The sequence below is a fragment of the Desulfothermus okinawensis JCM 13304 genome (assembly GCF_054654515.1).
In genome coordinates, this window is record NZ_BAAIEW010000006.1 from 59,415 (window position 1) to 83,256 (window position 23,842).

The 23,842-nt window shown below is 36.9% G+C and carries 20 protein-coding genes; 17 read left to right on the plus strand and 3 right to left on the minus strand.

Annotated features, from left to right (window positions below; translation table 11 throughout):
* Positions 1–127 precede the first annotated feature (127 nt).
* The 8 genes from typA (at position 128) to ACYQ0O_RS03785 (ending at position 12,227) form a co-directional block, all read left to right on the plus strand.
* The gene (typA, locus tag ACYQ0O_RS03750) at positions 128–1,972 is read left to right on the plus strand and encodes a translational GTPase TypA (RefSeq protein ID WP_459890776.1); all 1,845 of its coding nucleotides are present in this window, start codon (positions 128–130) and stop codon (positions 1,970–1,972) included.
* Positions 1,973–2,117: 145 nt separating this feature from the next.
* The gene (locus ACYQ0O_RS03755; protein WP_459890778.1) at positions 2,118–3,524 is read left to right on the plus strand and encodes a sigma-54 interaction domain-containing protein; all 1,407 of its coding nucleotides are present in this window, start codon (positions 2,118–2,120) and stop codon (positions 3,522–3,524) included.
* 296 nt (positions 3,525–3,820) lie between these two features.
* Positions 3,821–5,476: a long-chain-fatty-acid--CoA ligase gene (locus ACYQ0O_RS03760; RefSeq protein WP_459890780.1), complete on the plus strand. Its 1,656-nt coding sequence runs from the start codon at positions 3,821–3,823 to the stop codon at positions 5,474–5,476.
* A gap of 25 nt (positions 5,477–5,501) precedes the next feature.
* On the plus strand, positions 5,502–7,283 hold the full coding sequence (locus ACYQ0O_RS03765) for an AMP-binding protein (RefSeq protein WP_459890782.1): 1,782 nt from the start codon (positions 5,502–5,504) through the stop codon (positions 7,281–7,283).
* 283 nt (positions 7,284–7,566) lie between these two features.
* A complete protein-coding gene (locus tag ACYQ0O_RS03770) occupies positions 7,567–9,111 on the plus strand; it encodes a 4-hydroxyphenylacetate 3-hydroxylase family protein (RefSeq protein WP_459890784.1) in 1,545 nt (514 codons plus the stop codon).
* Between the two features lie 89 nt (positions 9,112–9,200).
* Positions 9,201–10,502, plus strand: coding sequence for a DUF362 domain-containing protein (locus tag ACYQ0O_RS03775; protein ID WP_459890786.1), 1,302 nt, complete (start codon positions 9,201–9,203; stop codon positions 10,500–10,502).
* 20 nt (positions 10,503–10,522) lie between these two features.
* Positions 10,523–11,311 carry an N-acyl homoserine lactonase family protein gene (locus tag ACYQ0O_RS03780; RefSeq protein WP_459890788.1) on the plus strand — a complete coding sequence of 263 codons (789 nt, stop codon included), beginning with the start codon at positions 10,523–10,525 and terminating at the stop codon, positions 11,309–11,311.
* A 46-nt stretch (positions 11,312–11,357) separates the two neighbouring features.
* On the plus strand, positions 11,358–12,227 hold the full coding sequence (locus ACYQ0O_RS03785; protein ID WP_075068859.1) for a 3-hydroxyacyl-CoA dehydrogenase: 870 nt from the start codon (positions 11,358–11,360) through the stop codon (positions 12,225–12,227).
* 63 nt (positions 12,228–12,290) lie between these two features.
* On the opposite strand, the gene ACYQ0O_RS03790 is transcribed toward ACYQ0O_RS03785, so the two are convergent.
* The gene (locus tag ACYQ0O_RS03790) at positions 12,291–13,259 is read right to left on the minus strand and encodes a hypothetical protein (protein ID WP_459890790.1); all 969 of its coding nucleotides are present in this window, start codon (positions 13,257–13,259) and stop codon (positions 12,291–12,293) included.
* Positions 13,260–13,476: 217 nt separating this feature from the next.
* Here ACYQ0O_RS03790 and ACYQ0O_RS03795 point away from each other — a divergent pair, with 217 nt between their 5' ends.
* The gene (locus tag ACYQ0O_RS03795) at positions 13,477–14,937 is read left to right on the plus strand and encodes an acetate--CoA ligase family protein (RefSeq protein ID WP_459890792.1); all 1,461 of its coding nucleotides are present in this window, start codon (positions 13,477–13,479) and stop codon (positions 14,935–14,937) included.
* A 31-nt stretch (positions 14,938–14,968) separates the two neighbouring features.
* Positions 14,969–15,613, plus strand: a complete 645-nt coding sequence (locus ACYQ0O_RS03800) for an acetate--CoA ligase family protein (protein ID WP_459890794.1) — start codon at positions 14,969–14,971, stop codon at positions 15,611–15,613.
* 522 nt (positions 15,614–16,135) lie between these two features.
* Here the strand turns inward: ACYQ0O_RS03800 and ACYQ0O_RS03805 are convergent.
* A complete protein-coding gene (locus ACYQ0O_RS03805) occupies positions 16,136–17,218 on the minus strand; it encodes a hypothetical protein (protein ID WP_459890796.1) in 1,083 nt (360 codons plus the stop codon).
* Between the two features lie 152 nt (positions 17,219–17,370).
* Between ACYQ0O_RS03805 and ACYQ0O_RS03810 the strand changes: the two genes are divergently transcribed.
* Both ACYQ0O_RS03810 and ACYQ0O_RS03815 read left to right on the plus strand, forming a co-directional pair.
* Positions 17,371–17,682 carry a hypothetical protein gene (locus ACYQ0O_RS03810; protein ID WP_459890798.1) on the plus strand — a complete coding sequence of 104 codons (312 nt, stop codon included), beginning with the start codon at positions 17,371–17,373 and terminating at the stop codon, positions 17,680–17,682.
* A 40-nt stretch (positions 17,683–17,722) separates the two neighbouring features.
* Entirely contained in the window at positions 17,723–17,872 is a 150-nt protein-coding gene (locus ACYQ0O_RS03815) for a hypothetical protein (RefSeq protein ID WP_459890836.1), read from the plus strand.
* Positions 17,873–18,074: 202 nt separating this feature from the next.
* Here the strand turns inward: ACYQ0O_RS03815 and ACYQ0O_RS03820 are convergent, their stop codons facing one another.
* A complete protein-coding gene (locus ACYQ0O_RS03820; protein ID WP_459890800.1) occupies positions 18,075–19,448 on the minus strand; it encodes a sigma-54 interaction domain-containing protein in 1,374 nt (457 codons plus the stop codon).
* Between the two features lie 181 nt (positions 19,449–19,629).
* Here ACYQ0O_RS03820 and ACYQ0O_RS03825 point away from each other — a divergent pair, with 181 nt between their 5' ends.
* The 5 genes from ACYQ0O_RS03825 to ACYQ0O_RS03845 all read left to right on the plus strand — a co-directional run bounded on the left by ACYQ0O_RS03825 (position 19,630) and on the right by ACYQ0O_RS03845 (position 23,841).
* On the plus strand, positions 19,630–19,857 hold the full coding sequence (locus tag ACYQ0O_RS03825) for a sulfurtransferase TusA family protein (protein WP_459890802.1): 228 nt from the start codon (positions 19,630–19,632) through the stop codon (positions 19,855–19,857).
* 11 nt (positions 19,858–19,868) lie between these two features.
* The gene (locus ACYQ0O_RS03830; RefSeq protein ID WP_459890804.1) at positions 19,869–20,117 is read left to right on the plus strand and encodes a sulfurtransferase TusA family protein; all 249 of its coding nucleotides are present in this window, start codon (positions 19,869–19,871) and stop codon (positions 20,115–20,117) included.
* Between the two features lie 11 nt (positions 20,118–20,128).
* Positions 20,129–20,533: a hydrogenase iron-sulfur subunit gene (locus ACYQ0O_RS03835; RefSeq protein ID WP_459890806.1), complete on the plus strand. Its 405-nt coding sequence runs from the start codon at positions 20,129–20,131 to the stop codon at positions 20,531–20,533.
* A gap of 127 nt (positions 20,534–20,660) precedes the next feature.
* Positions 20,661–21,950, plus strand: coding sequence for an FAD-dependent oxidoreductase (locus ACYQ0O_RS03840; RefSeq protein ID WP_459890808.1), 1,290 nt, complete (start codon positions 20,661–20,663; stop codon positions 21,948–21,950).
* 16 nt (positions 21,951–21,966) lie between these two features.
* A complete protein-coding gene (locus tag ACYQ0O_RS03845) occupies positions 21,967–23,841 on the plus strand; it encodes a CoB--CoM heterodisulfide reductase iron-sulfur subunit A family protein (protein ID WP_459890810.1) in 1,875 nt (624 codons plus the stop codon).
* The last annotated feature ends 1 nt before the right edge of the window (position 23,842 follow it).

The window sequence follows — 23,842 nt, forward strand, 5'->3', positions numbered from 1 at the left end:
GCAGTTCTTTTAAAAATTTTACCTTGTATTCCATAAATTGATAGATCTGCTTACCTATCTTTTTTTGACAAATCCCATAAAAAGGTCTAATGCACTACTCTTTATTAATTTTTATTGGGAAGGATTTATGAGTGAAAATTTATGTTACAATGAAAGGTTGAGAAATATTGCCATTATTGCCCATGTTGACCATGGGAAGACAACATTAGTGGATAATATGTTTAAACAGAGTGGCATGTTCAGGGAAAATGCCGAGATAGAAGAGAGAGTACTGGATAGATTGGATTTAGAAAGGGAAAGGGGAATTACCATAGCTGCAAAAAACTGTTCAGTGGTATGGGGTGGGGTGAAGATAAATATTATAGATACCCCTGGACACGCAGATTTTGGTGGTGAGGTAGAGAGGTCCCTATCCATGGCTGATGGGGCAATTTTGCTGGTGGATGCATCAGAGGGTCCACTTCCCCAGACCAGATTTGTCTTAAAAAAGGCCCTGGAAGCAGGACTTGAAATTATTGTGTGTATAAATAAGATAGACAGAAAAGATGCCCGGCCAGATGAGGTTTTGGACGAAATATACGATCTATTGATAGATCTTGATGCAACAGATAAGCAACTTGATTTCCCTCTGCTTTATGCAATCGGGAAACAGGGCATAGCCAAAAGAACCCTTGATGATGAAAATGAAGACCTGGTTCCTTTATTTGAGACTATATTAAAGCATGTACCCCCACCTTCATACAGGCTAGATATGCCCTTTCAGATGTTGGTCTCTGATCTCAGTTATTCTGATTACCTTGGAAGACTTGCAATTGGCAAGGTATTTAACGGAAGTGTAGGATCAAATGAATCCCTAATATGTGTAAATGAAAGAGGTGAGCACATCTCCTTAAAGGTTACAAAACTACAGGTATATGAGGGTCTTAACTTAAGGGAAATAGATAGGGTGGAACCAGGGGATATTGTAGTTTTGTCTGGTATTGAAGATGTAAAGATAGGTGATACCATCTGTACCAAGGATTCTCCATGTGCTCTCCCAAGGATTAGAGTTGATGAACCCATTGTTTCCATGAGATTTACAATAAACACGTCCCCCTTTGCTGGCAGGGAAGGAAAATATGTGCAATCTAGAAAGTTAAGGGAAAGGCTTTTTAAAGAGACACTTAAGAATGTTTCAATCCAGGTGGAAGAATCAGATGATTCTGATAGTTTTATAGTTAAGGGGAGGGGAGAATTTCAGCTGGCGATTTTAATTGAGACAATGCGCAGGGAAGGATATGAGATGTGCGTTGGAAGGCCTGAGGTAATCTTTAAGGAGGTGGACGGTAAAATAAAAGAGCCACTAGAAAGGGTATTTATTGACTGTGAAGAAGAGTTTATGGGGGTTGTTACAGAAAAGCTCTCTTTGAGAAAGGGGAAAATGGTAAATTTCATAAATAATGGCAGTGGCAGGGTGCGCATGGAATTTATAATACCTGCCAGAGGCCTAATTGGATATAGAAATGAATTTTTAACTGATACCAAGGGCTCAGGTATAATGAATAGTCTCTTTGAAGGATATGGAGACTTTGCTGGGGAGATTAAAGGTAGATTCACAGGTTCCATAGTATCAGACAGAGAGGGAGTGTGTGTTGCTTATGCCCTTTTTAATTTAGAGCCAAGGGGAAGGTTATTTGTGACACCTGGTGAACCTGTTTATGAGGGAATGATAATTGGAGAACACAATAGGACCACAGATATTGATGTAAATCCATGCAAGACCAAAAAACTTACTAACTTAAGGGCGGCAGGAAAGGATGATGCAGTGATATTAACACCAGTAATCCCCATGACCCTTGAAAAGGCAATACAATTTATAAGAGATGATGAAATGGTGGAAGTAACCCCTAAATCCATAAGACTGAGAAAATCTTGTTTAAGTGCAAGAGACAGACATGTTTTAAATTGTGCAAAGAAAAAGGCAAGGGCTTGATAATGATTTAATATCATTCAAAATGGATCATGGAGCCGCAACTCTATTTGTTACCAATGTCAATGTGGATATTGAAAAAGTAAAAGGGCTAATATAAAAGATAAAAAATACCATATAAATTCTACTGCAAAAAAAAGAAATTTTTATGCAAAAAAATAGTATCATGGAAATTCCTACCCTGTTTTTTGAAAAAGGAATAGATTCCTTTGAAAAATTGCTCTGGCTTATTGAAAATTCCTATGACGGTTTTGTTCTCAGTGATAAAAAGGGAAATATCTTCTATGCAAATAAGGCAGTTGAAAGGATAACCGGCGGAAGACGGGAGGATATTTATGCAAAAAATTTAAAGGATTTTTTAAAAGAAGGGCTTATAATTAACGATAAAAAGAGCTTTTCAAAAAATTGCATAAATATGAGCCACAGGACAAAGACTGGAGTAGAGGTCTTTATTACCAGTGTACCTGTTTATGACAAAAAGGGCAATTTTTTGTGCTATGTGGCAAATTACAGGGAAATGGCAGAGCTAAATGATATTCAGCGTGAGCTGGAGAAGACCCAGGCCAGGAGTAACTCCTATTACATGGAGTTAAAAGAACTGAGAAACAGATTTTTAAATTTAGAGGATGTGGTTGTAAAAAGCAAAAAAATGGAGCTAATTATTGAAAATATATCTAAATTTGCTCCAACAGATGCCCCAGTTTTAATAACAGGGGAATCTGGCGTTGGTAAAGGAGTAATTGCCAAACTAATTCACAAAATGAGCAACAGGAGTGATGGACCATTTATTCAGATAAATTGCGGTGCTATACCAGAGACCCTTTTAGAAGCTGAGCTTTTTGGGTATAAAAAAGGGGCATTTACAGGTGCAAGTACTTCGGGGAAATTAGGTATATTTGAACTTGCCCAAAAGGGAACCCTTTTGCTTGATGAGATTGCAGAGATATCACCCAAACTCCAGGTAAAGCTCTTAAAGGCCATTCAGGACCAGGAGATATATCCCTTGGGCAGTGTAAAACCAGTGAAACTGGACGTTAGAATAATCTGTGCAACCAATAGGGATATAGAGCAAATGGTCAATGATGGGAGTTTTAGAAAGGACCTCTATTACAGGATAAATGTTATTCCAGTAGATATTCCTCCACTTAGGGAAAGACAGGAGGACATAATTCCACTTGCCTGTTATTTTTTGGAACAATTTTCAAAAAAATATAATAAAAAAAAGAGCTTATCTCCAGATGTGTGCAACATCTTTTTAAAATACCCCTGGCCTGGAAATGTAAGGGAACTCCAAAATGTGATAGAAAGATTGGTTGTTATTTTGGATAAAGACAAAATATATCCAGAGGATTTACCAGAAACTATTTTAAATAAAGTTGAGACTACATACAATTATTTGAATAGACCACTAAAAGAGGCAAAAAAGGAATTGGAGATTAAGCTCATTAAACAGAGCTTAAATAGGAGCCGAAGCATAAGGGATGCTGCAAAAAAACTGGGAATAAACCATTCCACCCTTATAAAGAAAATGAGACTCTACAATATTGAAAAATAAACTGCATGTCTAAATAATATCTTCCCAAACCGTTTTATGGTTATTTATTGAACCATCTGGTTGATTATAAAACCACTTGTTCACTGTTGTAACTCTTTTTATTTTATAGAGAAATTAATATATTTTAAAATGTAGTGGTTTCTTTTATAACCACAAAAATGTATCAGCTTTTTTTTATCTGAAATTTTAATGAGTTATTTACGGCACATTCTATGCTTATGACTAACAATGTTTATGTGTGAAATAGTGCTTTGTTTTTGTGAAAATTACTTATATAGCCTAAGGAGGAAACTGATATGCTAGATACAAGGCCTTGGTTTAAGTTTTATCCAAAGGGATTGAGTCGTAGTCTGGAATATCCAACGGTTGGAATTTTTGATTTTTTAGAGACAAGTGCAAGGAGGTATCCAGATAAAACAGCTATAATTTATTATGGAAAAAAGATTAAATACTCACAGCTATTTCAAGAAGCCCTTAAGGTGGCGAGTTTTTTAAAGAACAATGGGTTAAGTAAGGGAGATAGGGTTGGTATTTATATGCAAAATAGTCCCCAGTGGGTTATTTCTTATTTTGGGATTATTAGGGCAAATTGTGTTGCTGTGCCAATAAATCCCATGTTAACCGAGGATGAACTGGAATATATAATTAAAGACTCTGGATGCAGACTTATATCTACCACCTCTGAATTGGCTTCAAAAGTGTATAATATTGCAAAACAAAAGGATATACTGGTTGCGTGTTCCAATTTGAGTGAGTATTTGCCTGAGGAACCAGAAATACCTGTTCCTGAGTTTTTGTTGAATAAACAGGAAAATGAGTGGACTATACCATGGGATGAGGTATTAGAAAAATTAGACCCACCTGATGTATTGGTAAAACATGATGATCTGGCAATGATTCCCTATACAGCAGGCACAACCGGCATGCCCAAGGGGTGTATGCATACCCACTCCACTGTTGTAAGCAATGCAATTGGTGCAGCTTACTGGCTTCGTACCACCCCTGGTTCAATTCACCTTGCAACTTTGCCCTACTTTCATGTCACAGGTTTTGTCCACTCCCTGTTAGCTCCCATTTACGAAGCAGCTACTATAGTACTTTTTTCCAGATGGGACAGGGATGCGGTTCTTCTGGCAATAGAAAAATATGGTTGTACCCATTGGTTGAATATAACCACCATGGTAGTGGACTTGTTGTCTAAAACAGACATACAAAAAGAGAATCTGAGGTCACTTTTAGTAGTTGCTGGAGGGGGTGCGCCAATGCCCCAGGCTGTTGCAGAAAAATTGGAGCAAATTACTGGCATAAGGTATGTGGAGGGATATGGTCTTACTGAAACCATTTCCCAGACCCATATGAATCCATTGGATAATCCCAAACTACAGTGTTTAGGCATTCCTGATTTTGGAGTAGATGCACTTATAATTGATTCTGATACAGGCGAGGTGTTAGAACCAATGAAACAAGGGGAACTTGTAATAAATGGACCAGAGGTATTTAAGGGATATTGGGGAAAAGAAGAGGAGACAAAAAAATCATTTATTGATATAAATGGGAAAAGATATTTCAGGACTGGTGATCTCTGTTATATGGATGAAGATGGATTTTTCTTTTTAGTGGACAGGACAAAGCGTATGATAAATAGGGCTGGATATAAGGTGTGGCCTGCAGCTGTGGAATCCATTTTATATAAACACCCTGCAATACAGGAAGCAGTGGTTGTTGGCACTCCAGAGCCCAGGGTTGGAGAAGAGGTAAAGGCATTTATTGTCTTAAATCCTGAGTACAAGGGTAAGATTTCTAAAGAGGATATAATAAATTGGGCAAAAGGACAAATGGCTGCATATAAGTATCCCAGAATAATAGAGTTCGTAGATGAACTACCTAAAAGTGGAGCAGGCAAGATACTTTGGAGGGTACTCCAGGAAAAAGAACAAAAGAAAAAACAATAGTAACTAGTTAAGAGGAGGGGGAGTTATGGGAGAAAAGGAATATTTTGAATTATTAAAGCAAAAATGGGCTAAGGTGTGGCCTCATCCATCCCTGCCAAAAGAGCCTGTGTATCCTTATTCCACCATACCAATTCATAGTTATCTGGAAAAGCACGCGGCTAACCAACCAGATAAGGATTTTATTATATATTATGGAAGAAGGATAACTTACAGAGAGATGGATGATCTTGGCAACAGGTTTGCCAATTATTTGCTTGAAAATGGCCTAAATAAGGGTGACAGGGTTGCCCTAATTTTACCCAATATGCCAGAATTTTATATTGGTTATTTTGGTACATTTAAGGCAGGTGGTGTGTGCGTATTTTTAAATCCCATGCTAAAACAGCTTGAACTGGAACATTTTTTCAGGGAATCCTCTCCAAAATTTATTTTGACCCTGGACGTTATGTATCCACAGGTTAAAGAAGCAGCAAAGAATACCTTAGACAAAGTGGATATAATCCTCATCAGTTTTCAGGACTTTTTACCTATTAGACCTGAAATTAACCTTCATCCATCCATGACCCTTGGCAGAAAGTTTACAGATAAATCATATCTGGTGGATATCCTTAAAGAAGTAGGGAACAAAAATCCCCAAGTATCTGTAGCCTTAGAAGATAAGGCAACCATGAATTTTACAGGTGGTACTACTGGTCTCCCAAAAGGGGTTTATCACAAACATGAAGACATAGTTTATACTGGAGCAGGAATATACACATATTACAATACACACATACTGGTTGAAGATTATAGTGATACTGAGATCAATTTTAAGGAGTTTTTGTCCTCTCTTTCAAAAAGTGAGGTGAATCTGGCCGTTATGCCCATTTTCTGGGTAGCAGGAAACAATGTGGGGGTGGTATGGCCATCAATTAGCGGGTCTACTGTTGTTTTGTTCACAAGATGGGACGCAGATAGTGTGCTTGAAGCCATAGCAAAATACAGGGTTACCAATATGTATGTTCCCTTTGATATGTATTGGGAGCTCCTACATAACCCCAGGATCAAGGAATATGATTTAAGATCCCTTAAGTGTTGTATGGGCTCCAGTTTTATTAAGGGACTGAGTAAGGAACTGAGGTCAAAATGGAGGGATTTAACTGGAACAATTCTCAGGGAAGCTGCTTATGGTCTAACTGAAACCCATACCTGTGATACATTTGTTGCAGGGTTTCATAAAGAGGATTTTGATATAGAAATGGCTGAAAAATATAAAGCTACCTTTTGTGGCCTCCCTATACCAGGGACATATGTAAAGATAGTTGACGAAAAGGGAAATATTGTGCCCTTTGGCGAGCATGGGGAAATCCTTATCAAATCTCCTGCTGTGGTAGATGGGTATATAAATAGACCAGAGGAGACAGAGGAGAGCTTTAAAGATGGTTGGCTCTGTACTGGAGATATTGGTATGTACGATGATAATGGTTTTTTGTATTATATCTCCAGAAAAAAGTACATGTTAAAGGTCTCTGGAATAAGCGTATATCCCACTCAAATTGAAAACATTATGTTAAACCATCCAGCCATTGAATTGGTGGCTGTAATTGGTGCAGAAGACCCCAAAAAAGGACAGGTCCCAATTGCCTTTGTTAAGTTGTTGGATGCATATAAAGATAAAATCAGTGAACAGGACCTGATTTTATGGTGTAAGAACAATATGGCCCCATATAATGTTCCAGAAAAAATAATTATTGAAAAAACACTGCCAACAACTCCCACAGGTAAAGTTATAAGGGAAGAATTGGTCAAAAAATATCAGGGAAAATAAATCATCTAACCCAGGTTTATAATTTTGATAAACTTGGATTAAACAAGTGTTGTCTTGAATGGTTACAATTGTAACCATATGATTGTTTTGATAACCAAAAAATGACAATTACTCTTTTGCGTAACTAGTTAATATAAAAAGTTTTATTGGTTTAAACTAAGATTATATAGTTGAAATTGTAACCGTAATAACAATTACCGAAGACTATTTATAGTTATTACACATAGTTATGGATGGCATGTTCATTGCTCATAGAAGGGTAAATTTATAATAGGAGGGTAATATGGCAGTTAAGACATTTGAAGACTATTTTAATAGGCTTAAAGATATGAGGCCCAATGTCTATATCAATGGCGAGAAGGTGGATAGGACTGATGAGAGGCTTCGTGCTGGGATAAATGTGATTAAAGAGACCTATGACTGTACAAATAATCCTGAGTTTGAGGATATTTGTGTCACCACATCTCACCTTACAGGGGAAAAAATAAGCAGGTTTTGTCATATCCATCAAAGTGCAGATGACCTTTTGAAAAAGCAGCTCATGACAAGGCTTTTGTGTCACAGGGTTGGTGGATGTATCCAGAGGTGTATGGGCATAGATGCAATGAATGCACTTTCTGTTGTGACCTATGAGATGGACAGGATGCTTGGCACAGATCATCATACAAGGTTCACAAATTATCTAAAGTATTTTCAGGAAAACGATCTGTGTGCAAATTGTGCCCAGACAGATGCAAAGGGGGACAGGTTGAAAAGGCCCCATGAGCAAAAAGACAGGGATATGTATTTACGTATAGTGGAGACCAGAGAGGATGGAATTGTTGTTAGGGGGGCAAAGCTCCACAACACCATTGCACCTTATGCTGATGAGATAATAGCCATACCAACCCGTTTTATGACTGATAAGGACAACGAGTATGCAGTGGCATTTGCCATACCTGCTGACACAGAGGGCGTAAAAATTGTGGCCAGATATGCATATCAGCATAAAAGAAAGCATCTTAAGGCACCAATTGCAGAGTTTGGTGATGCTGAATCTTTTACCATTTTTGATGATGTATTTGTGCCAAATGAAAGGGTATTTTTAAATGGACACGCAGATCCAAGGCAAACTCCATTTGCAGGATTTTTGGCACTGCTTTTTGCCCATTTTCACAGACATTCTTACACTGGATGCAAGCCAGCAATAAGTGAGGTATTAGCAAGTGCAACAGCCTTGGTTGCTGAATACAATGGGATTGAAAAAGAGTCCCATGTAAAAGAAAAATTATCACACTTAATAGGCACAGCAGAGCTTGTGTTTGCAGCAGGCCAGGCAAGTGCATATAGGGGAGAAAAATCACCATCTGGGACCTATATTCCAGATGAAATTTTGACAAACGTAGGTCGCAGGCTGGCAGGAGAAGAGATATACAATGAGTATAAGATCCTTGCAGATATTGCAGGTGGCCTTGCTGCAACCCTGCCTATGGAAGGGGATTTTTATGCAGACGAGACAAAGGACTTACTCAATAAATATATGGTGCGAAATCCCAATATATCTCCAGAAGATCAACATAGGTGTTTTAGATTTATTGAAAATGTTCTGGTCTCAGAATTTGCTGGACTTATGCAGGTGGCTGGTCTTCATGGCGGTGGTTCCCCTCAAATGGAGACTATTACCATGATGTCAAGATATGATGTTGAGTCCTTGAAGAGTATTGCAAAATATTTAGCTGGGATAGAGAAGAAACTTCCCAGATATGAAAGACCAACAGTGACCCCTGAGAAGATGCTGGAGAAATTCCGTAAGCTTTTTAAAGAAAAAAATAGATTATCATTTATTTAACCCTAGCATGTTAGCCCAAGTTTTGATAAACTTGGGCTAAGTTTATTAAGGTTTGTTTAACTTAATACTTTTACTTTCTGGAGGTGTTCATGTCTTCTCCTTGTGTATCCATTGTTAAATACAAACAACAGCCTTATGATTCATTAAAAGAGGCAATTGATTTAATAAATGGGCTTGATGGGTTTAAGTCACAGGACAAGATACTGATAAAGCCAAATTTAGTTGCCTGGGACTTTGATTTGCCTTTTCCCCCATTTGGAGTTGTGACAACTGCTGTTTTAATGGAGGCCCTAATTAGGATCCTCCATGATGCAGGTTATACCAATATCACCATTGGTGAGTCTCCCCTAAATGTGCACAAAAAGGATATGGGTCTGGCTATATACAAACAGATGGGTTTTGATAAACTAAAAGAGAGATATGGGGTAGAGCTTGTTGATTTTAATTTAGATGAGTTTGAAGATGTAAACTTTGGTGATTTTTCCCTCTCCATAGCCAAAAAGGCATATTATGCAGATAAGATTATAAATTTTCCTGTTCTTAAAACCCATAACCAGTCTGTAGTCTCACTTGGACTTAAGAACTTAAAGGGTTGTCTTAATAGAAAATCAAAGATGTTCTGCCATCATAAAGATTGGGATTTAAACCACATGTTTCCCCATATTATAGATAAACTCCCCATTGCCCTAACTATAATAGATGGTATCTTTGCCCTGGAAAAGGGGCCAGCACAAACAGGAAAGGCATATAGAAAGGATTTAATTATTGCGTCAAAGGATCCATTTGCATGTGACGCAGTTGGTGCTAAAATCTTGGGATATGATGTAGATGATGTTGAGCATCTTAAGTATTATGCAAAAAAATATAATGTTGACTATAAAATACAGGATATTGATATAAGAGGCGAGAAACTTGAAGATCATATTGAAACAATAGAATATGACTGGGAATGGACAGAAGACAATACAATGCCCAAAGGGTTTAAGGATAGGGGAATATCAGAAATTGCAATTAGAAAATATGACAATACCCTGTGTACTGGGTGTTCCATGATGTATAATCCAATGTTAATACTTGTTATGTCTGCGTTTACAGGTAAGCCTTTTAATAATATAGAAATTGTTTCTGGCAAAAAACAAATTGCTTCCAGAGGATATGATTATACGGTTTTATTTGGAAATTGTGCGTGTAAATTAAATAAAGATAATCCAGATATTAAAAATCCTATTTTAGTTAAGGGTTGTCCACCCAAATTTGAAACCATAATAGATGGCCTAAAAAGAGCTGGACTTGAGTGTGATTTTAATACCTATGTTGCCTATAGAAATTATATCTTTTCCAGGTACAAAAAAGAAGATGGATTTGATATGGATCTATATTGTGTAAAGTAACTTAGTAGGGGGCGATAAAAATGTATAAAATAACACCCTTGAAGCAAGCAGAAATCAGTGTCCCATTAGGTGTTGTGAATATGCTGCATGATATGCGTACATTAATAACTGGTCCTGTATATGTTTGGCTCATAGAAGGCAAAAATGAAAAAATTCTAGTGGATGCAGGTATGTCTGCCCCTCAAAATGGTCTTGTTCATGGCTTTCCAGCAAAAGGTGGGGGTGAAGAAGGGTTAAGGGAAGCTTTGGGGAAGGTAAATTTAAAACCTGAGGATGTGGATAAACTAATAATTACACACCTACACTTTGACCATATTGGAAACGTAAAACTTTTTCCAAATGCTAGGATTTATGTACAAAAAAAGGAATGGGAATCAGCCTTAAATCCACCGATACATTATAGAAGTATTTATGACAAAGAAGTTATCTTATCTTTAGAAAACATGGACCTGGTGTTAGTTGATGGAGATACAGAAATAATTGACGGAATAAAGTTAGTCCTTCTTCCAGGACATACAAAGGGTCTGCAGGGTGTTGTAGTTGATACAGAGAAAGGAAAATACCTTATAAGTTCTGACCAGTTTTATACCTATTTAAATATTTTTCCCCCAAAGGAAACGGTAGAATATAAGGATTTTAATGGGAAAACAATAGAAATTCCTCCTAGTGAGTTACCTTTTTTACCAGTGGGGTTACATGTTGACTTAAGTGAGTGGTACGATAGTTGTTTCAAAACATTAAGTTATGTTAAGAGAGAAAATATACTCCCAGGCCATGATCCATTCCTTGAAGGTAAAGTTTTTCCTTAACCTAATGGTATTTAAATGTTAGTACAAAAAATATAAAGAGGTGGATATGGGATTAAAGGATATTAAGAAGGTTTTAATTATTGGTGCTGGAACCATGGGACAGCAGATAGGTCTGCAGGTAGCTCTTTCTGGCTTTGATGTGGTTATCTATGATTTGAGTGAGAAGATTTTAGATAATGCTCAAAAAAGGATAATGGAGCTTGGGAGACAACTAATTGAAGTTAAAAAGATAAAAGAAGATGATCTGTATAAGGCATTGGAGAGGATATCAACATCCACAGATCCAGAAAAGGCATCTTTTGATGTGGATTTTGTAAGTGAATCTGTTCCAGAAGATCCCGCCTTAAAGGCAAAGGTATTTTCTGAATTTAATAATTACTGTAAAGAAGGTACTATTTTTACCACCAACACATCATCTTTGGTACCATCTATGTTTGCCAAAGAAACCGGGAGACCAGATAAATTTGCTGCTCTACATTTTCATGATATTCGTATAACTAATATTGTGGATGTGATGCCGCATCCTGATACTTCTAAAGAAACTATAGATACAATTGTGGATTTTGCACATGTCATAGGTCAAGAACCAATAGTTTTAAAGAAGGAAAATCCTGGATATGTATTTAATGCAATGCTTATGGAATGGTTAAAAGCAGCACTAACTTTGGCAGCCAATGAAATAGCAACTATAGAGGATATAGATAGGGCATGGCAAGGAGTAATGAATTATCCAACTGGACCATTTAGGATAATGGACAATATTGGACTGGATACAGTATATAAGGTGACAAAATATTGGGCTGATAAAACAAACCATAAACAATCAAAGAAAAATGCTATGTTTTTAAAACAGTATGTAGATAAAGGGAAATTGGGTGTTAAAACAGGGGAGGGGTTTTATTTATATAAAAAATAGGTCAGTATAATTAATTTCGGGTTGTCTTGTATCCTCGTGCCTTTCTTTAACCTATTTAGGGCGTTATTCAAAAAAATATATGTTTGGTATAACACCAATTACCAAATAAACATGTCTTCCCATACAATTTAGAGGCTTACTTGTCCCATGGTAATTGGCAGATATAGCCTTTATAACATACAAGCCTTGTGGCAATACAAAATTTTTTCTTTTTTCTATTTTTTCAAATTTTTCTTTATTAAGCTTTTCTATATTGTATGAGAAGTCATTGCCATCTAGCTTTTTATGATTTATCCTGTCAAATAGGATTAAATGGACATGACATGAGGCATTTGTATTATTTAGTTTATCCTGATTTTTAGTTTTTAGATATTTAGAGAGATTTTTATTTTTTATTTTTTTTAAATCAAATATTTTTTTGATTTTAAAATTTTTATAAATAAATTTATACTGATTTATACATTCATCTAAAAACTCTTTATAATCCATTATTTTAAATTTTTTTATCTCTTTATCACAATAAACTGGCTCAAATAAAATTTCCTGATAAACATAATCACAATCTTTAACATCATTTTTAGTCAGTATAATTTGATTTAATATATTAACTCTATCTATTTTTAAATTACCCTCAAATACCCATTTTAGTATGATTAGATTATCCTTTTCATAAATTTTTGTTTTATTGCTTAGCCACAGTCCACTTACTTCTATTTTCTTGATATTTTTTTCAACTCCTAAGGATTTAAATCCATCTTTAGTTTTTACTGAAAATCCATATGGTACTGCTGCGTGTTTAATTTTCATGCTATTATTAAAATAAAATTCATAGTTTTTACTGTGAATAGTTAATTTTATGTTTATATCTTTACAATATTTATTGTATCCAATCTCAAAATAAGAAACATGATCAGTTATATTGTACTCAAATAGACTTACATTACATTTGGATACCACTTTTGAATGTCTAAATATGAAAAATATAGTGACCGTTAAGATGAAAATAAGAATTATCTTGATAAAAATTTTCATATTTGCTTTTTAATTTGTCCACCCACTTGTGATTCTAAATGGGTTTTAAGGGTTATTTTATACTTTTTTATCAAGTAGGCACCTTTTTAATAATATGGAATTCTTTCTCATGTCAAAGGAATTTGTTGTTGCTTTTATCAGATAAATCATACATAATTAAAAAAATGGTTTTAGGATATATTTGTTTCCACAAACATTAAAGCTAAAAGGTCTTAACATGAAGGGCATAGATATAACAGACAACCCCTTAAACACAATATTAAACCCAAGGTCTATTGCATTTGTTGGTGCCTCATCTGATCTCTCTAAGCCAGGTGCACTGCATCTGCTATCCTTAATAGGCACATATCAGGGAAAGATATATCCTGTGCATCCAACGAAGAAAGAAGTTTTGGGACTTAAGGCATATAGTTCAATTAAGGAACTACCAGAGGTAGTTGACCTGCTGGTAGTTATGGTCCCAAACTCAGTTGTTCCAGAGTTACTTATTGAAGCAGGTGAAAAGGGTATAAAGCATGCAATAATCATTACTGCTGGGTATTCTGAAATGGGAGAGGCAGGTGATGCACTTCAAAAAGAGATAAATGATATTGCAAAGAGATATGGTATTAGATTCTTAGGTCCCAATTGTATTGGTGCAGTTAATCCAGAAAATGGCCTAAATACAACTTTTTTTGCCATAAAAAATAGTCCAGGTTATCTTGGAATTATATCCCAGAGTGGAAGTTTTATAACCCAGACACTCCACTATTTTTCAAAGATAGGGCTTAAGGTGAGTAAGGCAATAAGCGTTGGAAATCAAGCAAATATTGATCTTGTTGATTGTCTAGAATATTTGGGTAAAGATCCAAATACAAAGGCCATTACCCTTTATATTGAGGGAATAAAAAGGGTAAGGGATTTTTTAGATGTTGCAAGGAAAATAGTTCCTAAAAAGCCCATTATTGCAGTTTATGCAGGAGGTACAAAAGCAGGTGCCAGGGCATCAATCTCACATACTGCATCCCTTTCTGGAAAGGATGAATTATACAACGGACTTTTTAAACAAGCAGGGATCATCAGGGCAGAATCCATAATAGAGTTGTTTGATTTAGGCCTTGTGCTTTCAACACAGCCATATCTTGAGAACAATAGAATCTGTGTAATTACCAACTCTGGGGGGCCTGGGGCCTGTATAGCTGATCAATGTGAGAGACAGGGATTGGAAGTTCCTCAGTTAGGTGATGAAACTCAAAAGATTATCGCCCACATGACTCCATCTATTTCTGCCTTAAAAAATCCAATAGATATTACAATGAGTTTTGACTTTAAATTACTTGTGTACGATCTTCCAAAGGTAATTTTAGAAAGAGAAGATATAGGTGGAATTATTATTTACGGAATATTTGGCCCAATGCATATGAGGGATAAGATGAATAGTGTTAGAGATAAAGTAAAAAATATCCCAGAAGAGATGATATATTTTATGGAAAAATATTCAATTGAGGTATGTGAAAAATTAATTGAGCTGAAAAATAAAGTAAACAAACCAATAATTGTATCTTCTTTAACAGGAAATGAAGATCCTCCAATTAAATATTTACAAGACAGTGATATTCCTGTTTTGCTTGGAATGAAGAGGCCTGTTACCTGTATGAAAACATTATGGGAATATAATAAAATAAGATCACGTTTTTGAATGCGTAATTAAATAAAATAAGGATAATAATATGGGAAACTCTAACATATTATCTGAATATGAAAGTAAAAAAATATTAAAAGATGCAGGCATTAGAGTGTGTAGAGAAATTCTTGCAAAGGATTTTAGAGAAGCAACAGATGCAATTGCTCAAATTGGCTATCCAGTGGTGATTAAGGCATGTATGGAAGGTCTGGCACATAAATCTGAGGAGAATTTAGTCTTTTTAGATATAAGATCTAATGGAGAAGTGGAATCTGCATACAATTATATAAAATCCAAGGTACCAGATGCCAAAATCTTGATTCAAGAAATGGTAAATAACAAAAGGGAAGTGCTAGTTGGATTTTTGAGGGATCATATAATGGGATCGTGTGTATCCTTTGGTCTTGGTGGTATTTTTACTGAAGTACTAAAAGATGTTACCTTTAGATTGGCCCCAGTTGATGAAAAAGAGGCTTACATGATGTTAAATGATATAAGAGGGTCAAAAATATTGGAAAAAGTTAGGGGACTTCCTGAAGTTGATAAAAATTTACTTGCAGACATTATTGTAAAGATATCTGTGTTAGGTTCATCTAATGAGGACATTAAGGAAATAGACATAAACCCAATATGTTTTGATGAGAGTGGGATCCCTATTGCAGTGGATGCAACAGTTGTTTTAAAATGCTAAAGGGTTTAAATACATCCCTTTTGCTCATGTTAATTGATAAAAGAAGCCTCCTATTTGGGTTGGTCTTTATAATTTACTGATATCATTAGGAAAGTTATGTAAACAACGGATTTTTAATTGACTTTAACAATTATCTGAAATGGGAGTCAGATTGCTACCAGTTTCTAGATGAATCTCTTTCCCACCGTTTACGCAGCGATCAAATAAAGAGTTTCAATCATTATTCGCCTGTCTCCTTTTCCCTCCCATGAGTTTTAAGGCTGCATCAAGTTCAAAATCAAAAATGTTTGGACATCTGCCGAATATCAAACAAAGAACTTTCAAATCTTACTGAAGCTGATTCAGAATTGGTTGGCATCGTCTCATTTCAGAATCGCTTTTTAAGGCTAGCTGTTTTTACTTTCCAAAAATCATGAAATACATAAAACAACACTTCCCACTGCCAGAAAAGCTCCCTAAAACACCATCCATCAGGGGATGAAATTAGAGCAGCGGCGTCAGGTAATGCCAATGCTATCCTGGCTATTCGTTTCTTCGTTTTCTTATCTTTGTCCGCTTGAAACCGGTCAGATGCAGAAAATGATTGGGGTTCTCATCCTTGCGGTTCGTATAATAAAGGTCTCCCTGCGGTGTTTCCCATCGGTATCTGAAGGCATCGGTATCAAGCTCGACCTTACCTGTATGGGGGTTCACATACTCTTCCTGCCCCGTAAGAATGAGGAAGTTATCATTCATGATCTCTTCACGGTTGATGCGGCTTTTCAAGGCGATTTCACGGTCGATCTGCCGCATCCTGTCGTAAACTTTTATTGCTATATCGGCACGCGCCCTCTGCCCTTGCGCCTCCCTCATTACCCACTTCGGATTAAAACGGATTGAGAATCGCATGATATCCATTACCGGCTTCCATTTGTCGAACAATTCTGCAGGCGCCCGGAAAGAGAGTGTCCGCGTGTTTTTCCAGGTCATGGCCGCACGCATATCGACAATTCCGGTCACTATCACTTCACGGAACCGGATACCGTTTTCCGTATACTCGAAAATGCCTCCCGCCGCATCGCTCCGGAAAGCCATCTGCGGCATCCCGATCTGCGCAAAAAGGCTGTTCATGTAGGCTAGTCCTCGGTCGATCGCGCTTTTCTCACCCGGTAGGTGCCGAAGTTTCAGAATTTTCACCGCACGTGCTGAGGGATGGTGGTAGGCAAATAGTGCCTTGAGAAAGGCCGGAGCATCCATGATCGGCTTAACTTCAGCCCCCTGATAGCTGCTTCCCGGAGGAAAGAAACCTCCACCTATCCCCGCATGAGCATAGACGATATCAGGATATATGTGAAATTCCACCGTCCCCCTAACGTCACTTTTGAACACGAGATCGCATTTCGCATCGATCGCGTTCAGAGGTCCGCCCGCTTTAAGAGGATAGACCCTGAAGATGCCCCCTTCGCTGTGCCATCCCTTCGGAACGAGAATCGAAAACGCTTTTTCCTTTGGTTCATAGACCCGGGAAAAGACGATACCCTTGTAGCTTTTTGCATCCGCCGCATAGAAGAGTCCCATCAGAAATAGCAATATCGAAACGATCGGACCGCTGAATCCTCTCTTCATTAATATTTTCTCCTTATTAAGGAAATCCAACGTCCAAGGTCAGTTGCCGCCAAAGAGTGCAGACATTATACTAAAAAGTAATTTACCAGTTTATTTATCTCAGGATATAAGGGGGATATAAATAATAAACCTTATACCCCAGGAGATAATTTATGAAACACCACAGACAGATTAAAGAAATTTCTTTTAAAGGTAAAGATTTTTTCATAGGAATTGATGTACATAAAAAGACCTGGTATATTTCTATTAGGCACAATGGACTCCTTCTTAAATCTTTTGCTATGGATCCTGTACCTGAGACACTAGTTAGTTTATTAAATAAAAATTATCCCCATGCTAATTTTTTTGTAGTTTACGAAACTGGTAGATTTGGATTCTGGATCTATAGGAAATTTCAGGAATTGGGCATTAAATGTATGGTAGTAAGTCCTGCTGATATTCCTTCTACACATAAAAAAAGATAAAAAATCTGATAAAATTGATTCTCATAAACTGGCCAGGGAACTGGAAAACAATAACCTTAAACCTATATATGTACCACCACAAGAGGGTCAACATCTGAGATCCCTTGTGAGATTGTATCTAAATTACACTAAAAATATCACCAGGACCAAGAATCAAATAAAGGGTTTTTTAGATTATAATGACATTTAGATTACCAAGACATAGTTCTTCCTCGTCTAATAATTTCATTAATTATTTATATTCTATAACCATTGATAACGGACCTGGAGATAAAACTTTATATTCTCTTTTAGATACCCTGTGTTTTTTTAGAAAATAGCAAAACAACATTTTAAAAGAAATTATGTTACAGGCTCAATAAGCAGGCATGAAGGTATATCCTCGCGCCTGCTTATTTATTGTTATCTGGTAGTAAGCCATATTTTTTCATCTTTTTCCACAGGGTTACCCTTGAATATCCAAGCATCTTGGCGGCTTTGGTTCTATTTCCTCCTGATTCTTCAAGTGCCTTTAAAATTATCTGCTTTTCTTCCTGGCTTGAAGATTTCGGGGGAAATAGAGGTTTGGGTTTTATAACTTCCTGGGTTAACAGTGATGGCATCAGATGTTCTTTTGATATTACTGGACCATCACATACAACAAATGCGTATTCTATTACACTTCTAAGTTCTCTCACATTTCCTGGCCAGTTATAAGCGAAAAATATATCCATTACTTCCCGTGAGACACCATTTATCTGTTTTCCTGTTTTGAGACTATTTATGTTTAAAAAGTGTTCCACAATAAGAGGTATATCTTCTTTTCTTTCACGAAGAGGTGGAAGGAAAATAGGTATTACATTTATCCTGTAAAATAGGTCTTCCCTAAATTCTCCTTGTTCAACCAATTTTTTTAAATCCCTGTTGGTTGCACTGATAATCCTCACATCAATTGGTATAGGTGTACTGTCTCCAACCCTTTCAATGACTTTTTCTTCTAATACCCTAAGGAGCTTTACCTGCATGGCTTTTGGCATATCACCAATTTCGTCTAAAAATATGTCACCTTTTGATGCAAGTTCAAACCTTCCCTTTCTTGTCTTTACAGCACCAGTAAATGCACCCTTAACATGTCCAAAGAGCTCAGATTCAAATAAGGTCTCAGCAATAGCTGCACAGTTAACCTTTACAAAAGGCCCTTTTTTTCTATCACTTAAATTGTGGATGGCCTCGGCAACGAGTTCTTTACCTGTTCCTGATTCTCCATAGATAATAACCGGTGCATCTGATTTAGCAGCATTTTGAATCAATTGAAAAATCTGTTTCATCTTTGGAGAGGATCCAATTATTCCAAAGGAACTATTCTCCTTTCTTAGGACCTTTCTCAAATCTTGAATTTGCCTTTCTTTTTCCAATACCTCTGTTAAGTCTGTTAAAGTCTCAACTGCACCTAACACCTTGTTGTCTTCATCATATAAAAGGGTTGCATTTTTAAGAACCGGTATTCTCTTTCCATCTTTCCTTCTCAATACACACTTTCTTCTCTTGGTTTCCTTTTTTCTAAATAGTTCACACCAGTGACCATCTAAGCTATTCCTCATTCCAATGCAAATATCACAATCAAGGACCCTGCAACTCTTCCCAACAAGCTCGTCCCTAGAATACTGGACTATTTCTTCAAATGCCCTATTAACAGAAATTATTATCCCCTGAGGGCTTACAATCATTAAGCCTTCCTGCATGGTCTCCACGACTGCTTCCCAAAAATCCTTTACTTGATCCTTCATAATCAATGTTTACCTGTGTTAATAGTTGTTAATATTTTTTTTCGTTAGCGACGTTAACAAATGATTGAATTGTTGTAAAGGGTCTTTATAAAATTCAAATATTTCAGGGGTTAAAAGTTTTATTATTTTTGGCATATTATTTGATTATAAAAATACAAACAAATAATTTGGGAAATGGGATATGAAGATAAATCTGGATATCCATGACAGCTTTATAACCCCTATGAATCTCTTAAAAATAACCAAAAGGGTATATGAGTTAAACAAAGGGGATGAATTAGAGGTGGTAACCAATGATAAGATTACTGTGGATCAATTAAGAAAGATATTGGATTTATCTAAACTCTATGTAGAGACCAATTTTAATGGAAAGACTAACAGCTTCCATATAAGAATTAAAAAAAAATAGGAGGTGTAACTATGGCAGATCTAAACAACATCCAGGCACAGGCAACAGTTGATGCAAGGGGTAGTGCGTGTCCAGGACCACTGCTTGAGGCAAAAAAGGGTATTGGAAAGGTAAAGGTTGGAGAGATATTGGAAATATATTCCAGTGATCCAGGAACAAGGTCTGATCTCAAGGCTTGGGCTGATAAGGTTGGACACGAATACATGGGTTTTGTTGAGGCAGATGGTTATGACAAACATTATATTAAAAGAAATAAATAGGATCAAAAGCCATGTCCAGCTATAAAGGGAAAATACTGATTCTGGCTACAGAGGCCTGCGCCTATCCAGGAGCAAACGCAGTGGGCCAGGCCCACTCTTCTTACCCTGCAAATACTTATATTTTAAAAGTAAAAGCCCCAGTTATGTTTCCCGAACAGTTTTACCTTAAGTGTTTTGAAAAGGGTATAGATGGAATAATAATAATGTCTTGCGGGGAAGAGTGTCCCTATCCCGGGGCCTATCACGCACTGGCCAAAAAAATAGATAATGTATATCAAATGATGAAGGAAAAAGATATAGATATCAGAAGATTAAAACTAACTTCCATCTGCACTGTCTGTATCAGGCCCTTTTTAAAAGAAGTTAATGATATGAACAGAATAATTGAAGAACTAGGGCCAGTTAAAGTCCACTAACTCGTCCGGGCACCTGAAGGATAAGTGTGCATGCTTCCTCCTTTTAAAATATAAATCAGGTGTCCGGATAAAATCACAAATTTTATTATATATTTATTTTAGTCGCAATAATAAAGTGGGGGAAAATATGAGAGGCAATAATCTAAAATTTGATGCCATTGTAATTGGTGGCGGAATTGCGGGGCTGCAAGCGGCAATTGACCTTGGAGATCAGGGATATCAGGTTGCTATAGTTGAAAAAAATCCCTCAATTGGTGGAAACATGATAAGACTATCAAAGGTATTTCCCACCCTTGATTGTGCCAGTTGTATTACAACCCCAAAGATGGCCCAGGCAGCCCATCACAAAAATATAACACTCTTTACATATACTGAGGTAAAAAATGTATCAATTGAAAAAGACAAATATGTTGTCAAGGCGATTAAAAAACCCAGATTTGTTGATGAGGATAAATGTATTGGGTGCAGACAATGTGAAATAAATTGTCCTGTATTGGTCCCGGATCCTGAACAGGGAAATTTTGTTGCAAAAAAAGCAATATCCATCCCATTTTCAAATGCCATTCCACAAATTGCATATCTTGATCCCAATTGGTGCATGTTGTGTGGAAAATGCGCTAAAGTGTGTCCTAAAGATGCAGTGGACTATTTTCAAGAACCAATAGAGATGGAATTTGAATCTCTAGTGGTGATTATGGCAACAGGTTTTAAATTAACATCTATAGAAGATAAGAGACAATATGGTCAGGGAAAGCTAAAAAATGTAATAACTTCACTTCAAATGGAAAGACTACTTGCTCCCCATGGACCATATAACAGGGTGCTCAGGCCTTCAGATGGAAAAGAACCAGACTCCATTGCATTTATACAGTGTGCTGGATCCAGGGATAAATCAATGGGTATAGAATATTGTTCTAGAATTTGCTGTATGTATTCAATAAAGCAGGCTATGCTGCTCTCTGGTGCACTTCCCCTTGCTGACTTGACAATATATAACATGGATATTCGTGCATTTGGCAAGGGATATGAACAATTTTATCAAAATGCAATGGCAATGGGAATAGAGTTTGTGAGGGCAAAAGTGGCGTATCTTACACAGGGCGAAAATGATAAAGTAATTGTCCATTTTGAAGATCAAACAACAGGTGAAAAATCAGAGAGGGAACATGATCTTGTTGTCCTTGCCCTGGGGGTTGTTCCTGAACTTAACGATGTGCAGGGATTTGAAGGATTGTCCTGCGGATATGATAGTTTTATACACACCCTAAATCCAAATATAGATCCAACCATACTTGGAACAGAAGGCATATATGGTGCTGGTTGTTGTATAGGGCCAAAGGATATTGTGGATACCATTTCAGAGGCAGGAAACGCAGCCATGCAGGCTTCAATCTTTTTGCAAAAGAAAAAAGAATGAAAATAGGAGCAAACCTATGAGTGAGAAAAAAAATAACTCCCAGCCAAAAGTGGGTGTATATATTTGTTATTGCGGTGGTAATATATCTGATCATGTGGATGTTGAAAAGGTAAGGGAAAGGGTGGAAAAATTAGAAGATGTTGCAGTTGCCAGGACAAACATGTTTATGTGTTCAGACCCTGGTCAGGATATGATCATAGAAGATTTAAAGTCTGGCAGAATAAATAGAGTAGTGGTTGCCTCTTGTGCCCCTTCTCTTCACGAAACCACCTTTAAAGGCGCTATTATGCGTGCCGGGGCAAATCCCTATGTTTATGAGCATGCAAATATAAGAGAGCAGGTAAGCTGGGTCCATCATGGAAAAGAAGCCACTGATAAGGCTACAAAACTCGTTGCCGCAGCTGTAAAAAAGGCTGCACTTCTAAAGCCCCTTGAGCCCATCAAAGTTACCACTAAAAAGCACGTAACTGTGATTGGCGGTGGTTTTGCTGGGCTAAAAAGTGCAAGGGACCTTGCAAATAAGGGATTTAAAGTGGCTTTGCTTGAAAAAAGCCCATATTTAGGGGGACATGTTGCAAGATTAGACATACTATCACCTACAAATATTGAGGCAAAGAAAATAATTATTTCTCTAGTTAAAGAGGTCCTTAGTCACTCAAATATAGATGTTTATACCTGTGCAACTCTGGAGAATTTTTCAGGTTATATTGGGAATTTTAACCTAAGTGTTAATATAAAAAGACCAGACTACATGGACGAGAGCGTATTAAAGGACAAAATCCTGGATAATGCGTACTATGTGGACTTTAAGGGAATATATATTGAAAGTAACATTCAAAATAAAGATATACACATAGAAACCGGAGCAATAGTCCTTGCCACTGGTTTTAAGAGCTATGAGCCAAGGGCTGGTGAGTATGGATATAAAAATTTTAAGGAAGTTATCACCCTCCCAGAATTAATTCTTTTACTTTCTGAAAAGGCAGTATCGTCTGATGGATATTTAAAGATAAATGGAAGAAAAATTAGATCACTTGCCTTTATACACTGTGTTGGTAGCAGACAGATACCAGGTATAGACCAGGAAAAAGAAGATGGGACCTTAAATGAATACTGCTCAAGGGTATGTTGTTCAACCATTTTAAATTATGCAAATAAAATAAAGGCTCAATATCCAAATACCCAGGTGTACGACCTATACAGGGACATCAGAACATATGGTAGATTTCAGGAAGAACTATATACAAGGGCCTCAGAAAACAGGGTTAAATTTATTAGGTTTGAACCAGCAGAAAAGCCTCAGGTGGAAAAGGGCATATTAGATTATCCTCTTCTTATTAAAGTAAAGGATACACTTACTTTTAATGAAGAGCTAGGTATCCCGGTTGATTTAGTTGTGCTTGGGGTGGGGATGGAGCCAAAGCCAATTCCAGAAATTATAAATCTTTTAAAGGTCCCTATTGGAAATGATGGCTTTCTTCAGGAAGTTCATCCAAAATTGAGACCTGTTGAAACATCTGTAGATGGAGTGGTTTTAGCAGGTACAGCCCAGGCTCCAATGGACACATCAGAGGTGTCAAATAGTGCCTCATGTGCCTCTGTTAAAGTAAGTGCACTTTTAGGTAAGGGATATGTGGAAGTGGATCCTTTTATTGCTGAGGTGGATAAGGGAAAATGCAAGGGTCATGGTAAGTGTATTGAAGCTTGTCTCAGGGATGGGGCCCTTATTATGAAGGACGGTAAGGCCGAAGTTGTGCCCGCACTTTGTGCTGGTTGTGGTGCATGTGTGCCTGCATGTCCTGAAGGGGCCATCCAGATTGCTGGTTCAACATTGGAACAATATGAGGCAATGGTGGATATGATAGTAAATGATGAGATAATTCAAGATTAAA